This is a genomic window from Marinobacter alexandrii (assembly GCA_039984955.1).
Lineage (GTDB): Bacteria > Bacteroidota > Bacteroidia > Cytophagales > Cyclobacteriaceae > Ekhidna.
On sequence record JBDWTN010000007.1, the window covers coordinates 1,235,017 to 1,246,102 of the forward strand.

Genomic DNA, 11,086 nt, shown 5'->3' on the forward strand with positions numbered 1-11,086 from the left:
TTAATTAACTACTCCAAATATCCCATGACTTTTCAGCCTGAAGTTCCAACATCTCCAATCCATTTTTGGTTTTTGCTCCATACTTTTTCCCTTGTCTCAAGAAGCTGGTTTCGCTAGGGTTGTAAACAAGATCGTACAGGTAACAGTCTTTAGTAAGTCTTTGATACGGCAATTCTGGTAACGATTCATTGTCTGGATACATTCCAAGTGGAGTTGTATTTATAATGAGTTTAAAACGTTCAATTATTTCAGGGCTCAAGGAGATTTGATCATACGTATAGTCACCTCCTTTGACAGTCCTACTTACTTGATTATATGGAATATTCAAGTCTGTTAATCCAGCTTGAATTGCTTTAGAGGCACCTCCAGAACCAAGAATCAATGCTTCTCCTTTAAAATTTTTAATCCAATTTTCAAGAGATTTAAGAAAAGCCATATAATCAGTATTATAGCCTGTAAGCTTTCCGTTTTTCTTGTATATCACATTTGCAGCTCCCACCTTGATAGCACTAACATCTGTTTCATCAAGGAATTGAAGAACTTTTTCTTTGTGAGGCACAGTAACATTGACGCCTTTCAAGTCTTCATACTTAAGCCACAATGCCGGGAACTCATTCAAAAACTCCATTTCAAACAAATCATAAACATGATCTTTTAGATTGAGGCTTTTGAATTTTTCTTCGAAAAATTTTTTAGAGTAGCTGTGCTCTACTGGATAACCGATCAGTCCAAAGCGTTTCATATAGATTAAAGTTATATCAAGAACATGCCTAACTACTTATCTGTTGATGATTTTTGTTCCATCCAAAAAACCAACAAAAATCCGAAGATGATAAACATGCATGAATATAAGAACTGCATATTCGGCTCAGGAAAGTTCCAGACGTATCCTATCGCTTTTTCCTCTCCGGCAAATATCTCAGTCAATGTAGTTTTCCAAGGCCAAATGATTAATAGCGATCCTGCTACAAACCCACTTAGAACTGCTACTGTTGCATCTTTGAATTTGCTAAACAAAAAGGACAAAAGATGAGACAAAACAACCAGCCCAACAACGCAACCAATTGCAAGAGGAGCAAGTATTCCTAAGTCCAAACTGCTGATCGCTTTTAACACCAATAAGTAGTTTCCCATTAGCAACAAGATATAGGATCCTGAAAGACCTGGTAAAATCATACTACAAACGGCAACAACTCCACATACCACCAGGTAGATGAATGATTCGTTAGGCTGAGCTGGAGGAAGAAAGGCAATCCCAATCGCAATGGCCGATCCTAAAATAAAAAATAGTATTACCGGTAGGGAAACGCGGCTAATCTGACGAGAAACTGCTAACACGGAGGCGATTATTAAACCAAAGAAAAAAGATAGTGTCAGATTCTCATACCGAGAGAAAGCAATCTCTAAAAGCTTAGCTAAACTTAAAATACTAACAAACACTCCCAGAAATAAGACAACCAAAAAGTGGAAATCCACTTTTGAGGCAAATTCGCGGAAGCGACAAGTAAAGAAAAGCCTTAATGCTTCAAAATCAATATTTTTCAACGCATGGATCAAACGCTCGTATATTCCAGTGATGAATGCTACGGTACCACCTGATACTCCAGGAATTACATTGGCGGCTCCCATTGCAGCTCCTTTTAAGAAAAGCTTAAAATTAATCATTGAGCGAACTTAAATACTTCTTTTCTTTTAGGGGGATTTCTTTTGTGAGTTTACTAATTAGATAAATAAACAATTCAATGCGCATTATCACCACAATCTCAATCTTCGTAGTAGCATTTGCAGCAAATGCTCAAACTATCGATGCTAATTCAACCAATAAGAAGAAAGCCATTAAAATGGAATTCTTTTCTCCACTCACAGGAAATACAACTATAGGATATGAAAGCTATATCAAGGATTGGTTGTCGTGGGAAGGAAAAGTTGGCATTATCGGGTTAGGAACAGACAATAGCGATACAAACCCATCAGGTGTCCTGCTTAAGGCTGGACCTAAATTTAAGCTTAATCCTGATTTCGTCACAAACGATCTGAGGGGATCTCATTTGCTTGGTGGAAAATACATACGACCTGAAATTGCTTTTGCCTACTACAATGAAGATGTCGTTTCTTTTGATGGTAACAGTGAAACTAAGTCAAGACAAGACTACACATCCGTTGCTTTTCTAATTACTTACGGAAGACAATATATTCTGGCAAATATCATGACATTAGACTATCATATTGGGTTAGGATACGGATACGATTCTTCAGAAGAGGGTAAGTACAACTTCGGATATAGCAATGGGAACAATAGTTTTCCTGTGGCAATATCAGTCGGATTTACCATAGGAGTACTGTTAAAATAATGCTAAAGAAAATAATCAAATGTATCTCCTCGAAGACCTAATCTTATGGTCTCAAGAGGGATTACTTCATTAGGAGCTATATTTCCTAGATTAACATTCGTTCCGCATAGTTTAATAAACCACACCTGTTGAGCTTTCTGAGGAGCCTCCCACAAAATTTTGTCTGTGGGGATTTGAGTAAGGATTTCTTCAACCAGGCCTTGACGTACTTCTCCTGAATCTCTAAACAAGCCAACATTACCACTTTCTCGTGCTTCGCCTATAACCTTCCATGCTCCTGCTTCTAGTTCTGTCCGCATTTGCTCGATCCACTTATACGGTGGGATAATTTTAGCTGCATCTTTTGATCCTACTTCACTAAGTACAATTACTTGTTTAGCAAGGGTCTTTATATATTCACACTTCTCATCATGATCCATTTCAATGGAACCGTCAGACACTTCTGCATACTCCAGATTAAATTCATCAAGTATTTTTTGATAATCTGAAAATTGATCTCTTACAACAAATGCCTCAAACAGCGTTCCTCCCAAATAACAAGGAATACCTGCTGATTTATACAAAGCTAGCTTCTCTTTCAGTTTCGGGTATACATAGGAAGTAGCCCATCCAAGCTTAACAATGTCAATATAATTACCACTTGTTTCAATTAGATCTTCGACCTCACGTAAACTAAGGCCTTTATCCATGACCATGGTGTATCCTTCAGATCTTGGCTTAGCTGTTCTCTCTGGAATAGTATTTAAGTGGTAATTCATGTATTTGTAGGTGCTTCTTTAAAAAACAAGCCTCAAAAATCACAAATTATCCTTAGACCATCAAAGATTATTTGTTGTCTTCTCGAAATTGATCAATAATTCTGTATAAAGCCTTCTGTGTCGGAAGGTTAGGAAAGAAATCAAAAAGCACTTCATGACCATCAAAATCTAGCATTAAGGCAGTCTCCAACCTATTAATTGCATTCTTGTAACTTCCTGAACCAATTAAATAAACAACCCCTCTATAATACATTTCTGCATTGTCTGGACATTCGTCTAGCCCAGTTTCTAAAACAGAGATTGCCTCCTGATAGTCACCTTGTTCATAGTATACCATTGACCAGTCTAACCAAATATGAGGATCCTGCGAGTTCATCTCACTTGCTTCTCTATAGGCATCCAATGACGATACTAGATTTCCCGTTTTATACTCAGCGTCCGCTACTGCTTTCCAATAATGAACATTCTCAGAATCTAGTTTTAAAGCTTTATTTAAAAAATGGATTGCCTCATACCATTTATCTTGAAGTGCTAGACAGACGCCCACTCCATACCAAGCTTCATGATACATCTGATCCAGCTTGGTAGATTTCTGATAATATTTTATTGCCAAGTCGTACTGTTGTAGCTTCTCATATGCTGCACCTATGTGGCAGTAGGTTTCTGGGGAAGCACCTTCTTGATCATAGGTCTTTAAGTAGGCTGCTAGTGCTCGGTCATATTTCCCAAGATTCATTAATGCATTGCCCATGTTAAACCAAGCACTACTAAAATCCTCATCAATTGCAGTAGCATATTCATATGCATCTACCGCTTCATCAAATTTTGACAGTTTATTATATACTATACCAAGATTATACCATGCATATTCAGAGTATGGATCTTGATCGATAAATTTTTGATAGTAAGAAAGGCTGCTTTCAAGTTCTCCTGAAACATCTAGGCAATACGCCAGTTCATACAGCGCATTCTCATTTAACATGTTTATCTCGATAGCAAGTTTGTATTGTTCTGCCGCCTCCGTATACTTACCCAAACCCTGATAAGCCATACCTATACTAAAATATACTTCGTCTTTTTCCTCCACATTAAGTAGAGTATGTTCATATGCTTCTATTGCTTCTTCAAATTCTGAAAGTAAGCAATGGATTGCTCCCTTCTGCAAGAGTAGTTCAGGATCATTCGGTTGAATGTTTAAAGTCTCATCAAGAAGATCAATTGCATCATCAGACTTTTCCATTTTCACCAATACATCCGTCTTCTCAATTGTCAAGTCTACGGAAAAAGGAAATTGCTCCAAAGCAATATTTGCTGCCTTAAGCGCTTGATTCAATTTATTGTTAGCACTGTAGAAAGAAATAATTTGAATGAGGGAATCTTCATCAAAGAAATGATTCTCTCTCTCTTTAATGAAAGCTTCAAATTTTCTAATCAATTCCCTCTCTTCCTTACGTTTATGTTCTTCAGCCATAGTAAATGATAAAAGTCGGTGGTAATGATGAAAGGAAATTAATTTAATTTAGGATTAAAAGTGGCAGAATATCGACTAAAGTTTTCCACAACTAGAGAAGCTCTTCGTTTTTTATTTGGCCATTCTTAATAGCAGATTTCACTTCTTTAGATTCAAGTCCTTTAATCAAATACTCAAAATGTTTAATATGATGAAGATCCGATCCCAGAAAATCCACTATCCCTTTTTTTAGTAATAGCTTGGCAATTCGCTGTGGCTCTTTCCCATAATAACCACCCACAGATCCTAGAGTAACTTGTAACAAAATTCCAGATGATTTCAGTTCCTCAAGCCAATCAATTCTTCCTTCTAAAAACTTATATCGTTCTGGATGAGCCAGAACCGGGCGATAGCCTTTAGAAATTAGATCGAACATTGTGGATTCAAAGAATATAGGTTTATTGATAAACGAAGATTCTACTAAAACGTATCTGTCTCCAAACGATAAAATTGTCTCATCATTTGATACTCGTTCTACAAACGTTTCGTCTACATAGTACTCCGCGGCGGCTTCAACTTCAATCTCCAGTTTTTGCTTAAAAAGTTCTTTTTGAAGTTTCTCCAAACCATCGATTATAATGTGTGGTACATTAGGATATCTTGGATGTATATGAGGTGTGGTGATAATTTTCTTAAAGCCGGAGTTGATGAATCTTTTCACCATCTCGGTGCTCTGATCTAAAGATTGAGCCCCATCATCAATATTAGGAATTAGATGAGAATGCAAATCAACGCTAAGCAACTCAACTCTTTTTCTTGAAAAGAACATTAGAATAGATTCTTGATGCTAGAAGCGACTTTCTTCCCTTTTGATTCATCTTCTGAGTAATATCCATACCCATACCCATATCCGTACCCATACCCAGGTGTTGAATCAATTGAATTAAGTATAGTAGTTAGATTCGAAAATTGACCAGTAGCTTTTAAGTCATTCAGAACCTTAATAAAACCTCTCTTTGAGTAGTCTGCTCGAACGATGTAAAGTTGAATATCACAATATTTCATCACAAGCCTTCCATCTGTCACTAGGCCAACAGGAGGTGTATCCAGTATAACTACATCATATGTTTCGTAAAGGTTTTTCAACATATCTTGAAACTCATCCTGTAGCAGAAGCTCAGAAGGGTTTGGAGGAGTTGGTCCAGCAGAGATAAATGATAATCCTTCGATTTCGGTTTTTTGAACGCTTTCTTCAATTGAGCTTTTTCCAGATAAGATTGTGCTAACACCCATTTGACTGTTGCCTCCAAAAGCCAAATGAACCTTAGGCTTCCTCATGTCAATATCAACCACAACAACAGTCTGACCTGTCATCGCCATGATTGCTCCAAGATTTGAAGCTACGAAAGTTTTTCCCTCTCCTGATATTGTCGAAGTAACGCTAATTGATTTTGACTTTTCCTTTGGATTAATGAAATCCATATTCGTTCGAATCGTTCTCAATGCCTCGCTTAAAGAGCTTTTAGAGTCTTGTTTTACAACTAAAGAGGTTTGATTTAATGTTTCTTTAGTATATAAAGGGATAGCACCAAGAACAGGAACATTTACTAGTCTCTCAAGTTCACGCACACCTGCCACTTTATTATGAGCTAAATATCTAATTAATAAATAGACAATACTTAAAACAAAACCAATCATAAAACCAGCTCCTATAATTAACACCTTTTGAGGCTTCACAGGAGACACAGGTAAAGAAGCCGGAGATAGAATTACGTTTTTTGTAACGGTACCTGCTCTGGTAATTTCTAATTCCATTTTTGATGTCTGGAGAGATAGCATAAATTCTTCTTGTAAACCATAAAAACGCCTGTTCTTCCCATATTCTGTTCCCATTGACGGCATTTTTGATAAGTTTCCTTCTAAAGCATTTCTTCTTCTTTCTACCAAAGCAAGCCTATCATCAAGTGACGCATTAAAGGACTTAAGCAGATCAATAAGAGTCTCTTTCGACTTATCTAATTGAATATCAATTTTCTCTATTACAAATGAGGTTTCGTTATAAGAACTAAGCTTTAACTCACGCTCTTGCTGAAGTACGGAATATTCAAGAATCGCATCTGACAATGATTGAGGAATACGTTCAAAGAAGAAAGGATCTACTATTATCGCTCCTTTTTCATCGACCTGATTCTGGACTAACGCAAGATCTTTGATACTTTTTTTAAATGCATATCTCTGAGAATCAAGTACAGATAATTGTTCTATTGTCCTATTCAGGTCCTTATCAAGGTCCGTAGTACGATTGTCGATCGTAAACTGCTCAAAATAGTCCTCATATTCTGATAATTTTTTTTCAGTACTTTCTATCTGAATATCTAAGAAATCAATTTTCTGCTCAATGGCAAGATTTTTAACCTCTTTAGTATAATCTAGATACAAGGAATCAACTAAGTTGACTAAATCACGTGCTTTATATTTGTTGTTATCCGAATATGATATTTTTATAGTTTTTGCATTAAAATTCTCCGGAAAAACTTCAAGGTCCTCTTGAATAGCGCTTACCAACGCATCTTGACTATTTACTACAAAAAAATACTTACTGTCGTCTGCTGGTGAGAAAAATGCTGTTTTTTCAATAAAAAAATTGAAATCATCAGTTTTAATTTCTTGTCCAAAAGAATAAGTTTTTGATACTTCTCCTTTCGGATCTGAATAGGATAAAATAAAAGAGTTATCATTTTCAAACTCAATGTCAAAGGGTCGATTATAGAAAGTTGAGTTATGTATTTTGAATGAAACCAAGAAAGGAGAATTCCTATATCGTTCATTTGTTAAATACCTTCCATAAACATGGTAGGATACTTCGAACTTAGCAGCTTCTACAACTCTTGACAAAAATAATCTAGATTTGATAAGCTCTATCTCACCCGAGATCTCACTTCTTTCTTGAGTGTTTACGACCTCTACAAGTCCCAAAACATTCGCTTCACTCTCAAATTCTAGTTTTATTATAGATTCTGAAGTAAATATGGCTTTTGTATATCTAACATAAACATAGGATAGAGATGTAGTGATTAGAACAAAAGCAATTAACCAGTATTTACTTCGCTTTAGGACATACCAAAAACGTTCTAAATCAAAAGATTCAAAAATATCATTCTCGGTATCCGAACTATTTTGACTGTTAATGCTCTCCATTATAAATTCTGTACAACAACTATCAGCGTGAGAACACTAGACACGAGGCTTAGAGCAGGTGAAATATCCCTTAGAGTCTCCAACCAAGGCCTTCTCCAAGGCTCCACATATATGACATCTCCAGGTTCTACTAACATATTTGTAGCTCTCATACCGCTAATTGTACCTAGGTTTATTCTAAACACTTCCTTCCCTCTAATCAATTTAATATTTTGAGCTTTTGCCCCAAGGTCCAATCCTTCAGCTGAGGCAAGTACTTCTATTAAATTAGTGCTTTCATTGGGAAGTGGAATCACTCTACCCCCAGGAGCTCCCAATACAAAAACTCGCCTATTGGTAATTCTAATTTTTACAAAAGAATCTTTGTATACTGAATCAAATTTTTCTGAAATCAATCTTTCCGCCTCAAAAAGCGTCATTCCGCTTAGATTTATATCTCCTATCATTGGAAAAGTTACCACACCGTCTATTTGGATAGTGTAGGAAAAAATGTCTTTGAATTGTTGTGTCTGAATACCGCCCACTCCTTCCGTCAATTCTTGTTGAGGGTCGATCAGCCTTTCACCTTGATTGGTAAAAACATCTAACAACAAAGCATCTCCTGGTTTCAATTGATAATTACTTTCCAGATTGTCAGTAACCTTAGACAAATCCTCCTCAGAAAAGTCATCATCAAGTTTGAACATAATGTCTTGCTTGTAGGCTTTGCAGCTACTTAAAATTCCGATTAAAACAAATAGTAGTAAACGATTCACAGATAAGTGTTTATATGTCGTAAAAATAGATCAAATATTCGATCCTTCACGCGTGATTCGACGTATGACATCACTATACATATCAATTACGATATTCTCATCATATTTGTCTTCAACCAATTTTCTTGAGTTAGTGGATAATACATTTTTTTCATCTTTAGATAAAGAAAGGTAAAGCCTAATCTTATCAACAAGACTTTTCACATCCCTGACTCCAAATAGAAACCCATTATAACCATCCTTAATAACCTCCTTGCACCCTGGCACATTTGATGCAAGTAATGGACGACCTAAGGCAGCCCCTTCCAATAGAGTCCGTGGCGTTCCTTCTCGATAAGAAGGCAACACCACAACATCATGTTCTTTAATAATTTGAGCTATGTCGTTTGAATGGGTCATGTAATCAATCCACTCATTATTTACCCATTCTTCTAACTCTGTTTTTTGAATCGTTCTGGAGTGAAGTTCATCCAACTTGCCTATTAAAGTAAATTTCACCCTGTCATCATCGAGGAAGTATGAGGCTGCTTCTGCATATTCGTAGACGCCCTTTTCTATAATGAGTCGTGAGATCATCAAAAACTTTATAGGTTGGTTATTATTCAATGGCTCTACTTGATAACTTTTTAAGTCAATTCCGGAACCAGGTAAGACACCTACTTTATCTGTATTTATTTTAATAATGGATGAAAATAAATTCTTGTCATCAACATTTTGAAAAAATATATATGAACTATATCTAAAGGCAATTTTATATAGCTGAATAGCAAGTTTTCCAGCTAGTCCTTTGACTAAAAAAGTTGTTCCAAGTCCACTAACATTACAAATGACTGAAGTCGAGCAAAATATACTAGCAATAGAAGCGTAAATATTGGACTTAATTGTGAATCCAAGTGCAATTTGAGGTCGCTCTGTCTTAAACGCTTTTAAAATTCCATAGAAATAGGAGAAATCCTTAAAAGGATTAGTTCCAGTACCGTCCAAAGGCGTTTCTATCCACTTTACACCCCAATCTTCAATGTTTTTAGTGTATTCATCCTCAGGAGCCAATGCAATAATTTCATGACCATCAGAAAGAAATTTTTGAACCAGACCTTTTCTAAAATTGTAGATATTCCAGCACGTATTGGCAACAAAAGCAATTCTCACGTGTAAACTCTTTGAATGACAAACTTTTGTAAGCTATTCTTAATTCGCAAACTTTGCGAGACAATATGATTGAAACTGCAAAAAAGAACGAAAGAGGATTATTAGTAGCTGTCGGGACAAAGTCTGAATCTGATGCGCGAATTGAGGAAATGATGGATGAGCTTGAATTCCTCTCACAGACACTTCAAATAGACATTTTAGGAAAGTTTACCCAGAAATTGGAACATCCTGACTCAAAAACCTTTGTAGGGAAAGGTAAATTGGAGGAGATAAAAACTATGTGTATAGCAGATAAGATAGATGTTGTTGTATTTGATGATGATCTATCTCCCTCTCAACTTAGAAACCTAGAAAAGGAGCTAAAAGTCAAAATATATGACAGAAGCTTGCTTATTCTTGACATTTTTCTCAAAAGAGCAAAGACTGCTCAAGCAAAGACTCAAGTAGAACTTGCTCGATTTCAATATTTACTCCCGCGTCTGACACGAATGTGGACTCACCTCGAGCGTCAAAGAGGAGGAACTGGAACTAGAGGTGGAGCAGGAGAAAAAGAAATTGAAACAGATAGAAGGATTATTCGCGATCAAATAAATGTTCTAAAAAAGAAGCTGGAAAAGATTGAAAAACAATCGAACACCCAAAGAAAATCAAGAAGTGGAATAGTACGTGTTGCTCTTGTCGGATACACTAATGCCGGAAAATCTTCTTTAATGCGAATTCTAAGTAAAGAAAAAGTGTATGCAAAAGATGAACTTTTTGCGACCGTAGACTCTACAGTCAGAAAAGTTGTATTGAATAATCTCCCCTTTCTTCTATCTGATACCGTTGGCTTTATACGTAAACTCCCACATTCTTTGATAGAATCTTTTAAATCTACTTTGGCTGAAGTACAAGAGGCGGATATATTACTACATATCATAGATACATCCAATCCATCACATGAAGATCATATCGCAATAGTTGATGAGACATTAACGGAAATCGGAGCAGGTGACATATCAACAATAAGAGTCTACAATAAGATGGACAAATCCGATGATGAAGGCATTAAGGCAGGTAAAGGTCAATCAATTAAGATTAGTGCTAAAACAGGTGAAGGAATCAGTGAATTAAGAGAGTTGATAGCGGAAGAGGTGAAGAAAGTTCACATGAAAATTTACCCAAACTACATGCACCCAGAGGTTTATTGAGGTTCATTACTTTTGCACTCACGGCCCTGTAGTTCAATGGATAGAATAGAAGTTTCCTAAACTTTAGATACAGGTTCGATTCCTGTCAGGGCCACAATTTTTCTATTTTACCTAAACTCTAGATCTAGGGCGGTTCGCCGCTGCGATCGATTCCTAGAGAGGCCACTTTTCCTAAACTTTAAATACAGCTGGGTCACCGGTGCAATTCGATTTTTGTCAGGCCCACATTTCTTGA

10 protein-coding genes and 1 tRNA gene are annotated in these 11,086 nt (G+C 36.4%); 3 read left to right on the forward strand and 8 right to left on the reverse strand.

Features of this window, described 5'->3' with window-relative positions; all coding sequences use genetic code 11:
* Positions 1 to 4 precede the first annotated feature (4 nt).
* Positions 5 to 742 (reverse strand): shikimate dehydrogenase, encoded by a 738-nt coding sequence (locus tag ABJQ32_11700; protein MEP5290306.1) that lies wholly within the window; start codon positions 740 to 742, stop codon positions 5 to 7.
* Between the two features lie 32 nt (positions 743 to 774).
* Positions 775 to 1,665 carry a DUF368 domain-containing protein gene (locus ABJQ32_11705; protein ID MEP5290307.1) on the reverse strand — a complete coding sequence of 297 codons (891 nt, stop codon included), beginning with the start codon at positions 1,663 to 1,665 and terminating at the stop codon, positions 775 to 777.
* A gap of 77 nt (positions 1,666 to 1,742) precedes the next feature.
* On the opposite strand from ABJQ32_11705, the gene ABJQ32_11710 reads away from it, so the two are divergent.
* The gene (locus ABJQ32_11710) at positions 1,743 to 2,351 is read left to right on the forward strand and encodes a DUF3575 domain-containing protein (protein MEP5290308.1); all 609 of its coding nucleotides are present in this window, start codon (positions 1,743 to 1,745) and stop codon (positions 2,349 to 2,351) included.
* Between the two features lie 2 nt (positions 2,352 to 2,353).
* On the opposite strand, the gene ABJQ32_11715 is transcribed toward ABJQ32_11710, so the two are convergent.
* The 6 genes from ABJQ32_11715 to ABJQ32_11740 form a co-directional block, all read right to left on the reverse strand.
* Positions 2,354 to 3,109 (reverse strand): phosphosulfolactate synthase, encoded by a 756-nt coding sequence (locus ABJQ32_11715; protein MEP5290309.1) that lies wholly within the window; start codon positions 3,107 to 3,109, stop codon positions 2,354 to 2,356.
* Positions 3,110 to 3,176: 67 nt separating this feature from the next.
* A complete protein-coding gene (locus ABJQ32_11720; protein ID MEP5290310.1) occupies positions 3,177 to 4,580 on the reverse strand; it encodes a tetratricopeptide repeat protein in 1,404 nt (467 codons plus the stop codon).
* Between the two features lie 91 nt (positions 4,581 to 4,671).
* Entirely contained in the window at positions 4,672 to 5,388 is a 717-nt protein-coding gene (locus ABJQ32_11725) for a CpsB/CapC family capsule biosynthesis tyrosine phosphatase (protein MEP5290311.1), read from the reverse strand.
* The gene (locus ABJQ32_11730) at positions 5,388 to 7,757 is read right to left on the reverse strand and encodes a polysaccharide biosynthesis tyrosine autokinase (protein ID MEP5290312.1); all 2,370 of its coding nucleotides are present in this window, start codon (positions 7,755 to 7,757) and stop codon (positions 5,388 to 5,390) included. The genes ABJQ32_11725 and ABJQ32_11730 overlap by 1 nt, the downstream gene beginning before the upstream one ends.
* Positions 7,757 to 8,512, reverse strand: coding sequence for a polysaccharide biosynthesis/export family protein (locus ABJQ32_11735; protein MEP5290313.1), 756 nt, complete (start codon positions 8,510 to 8,512; stop codon positions 7,757 to 7,759). The genes ABJQ32_11730 and ABJQ32_11735 overlap by 1 nt, the downstream gene beginning before the upstream one ends.
* A 30-nt stretch (positions 8,513 to 8,542) precedes the next feature.
* A complete protein-coding gene (locus ABJQ32_11740) occupies positions 8,543 to 9,661 on the reverse strand; it encodes a glycosyltransferase family 4 protein (protein MEP5290314.1) in 1,119 nt (372 codons plus the stop codon).
* A 65-nt stretch (positions 9,662 to 9,726) separates the two neighbouring features.
* Here ABJQ32_11740 and hflX point away from each other — a divergent pair, with 65 nt between their 5' ends.
* Complete coding sequence (gene hflX / locus ABJQ32_11745; protein MEP5290315.1) at positions 9,727 to 10,851, forward strand: GTPase HflX; 1,125 nt, start codon at positions 9,727 to 9,729, stop codon at positions 10,849 to 10,851.
* A 22-nt stretch (positions 10,852 to 10,873) separates the two neighbouring features.
* Positions 10,874 to 10,945 (forward strand) — tRNA-Arg (locus tag ABJQ32_11750).
* Positions 10,946 to 11,086: the final 141 nt, after the last annotated feature.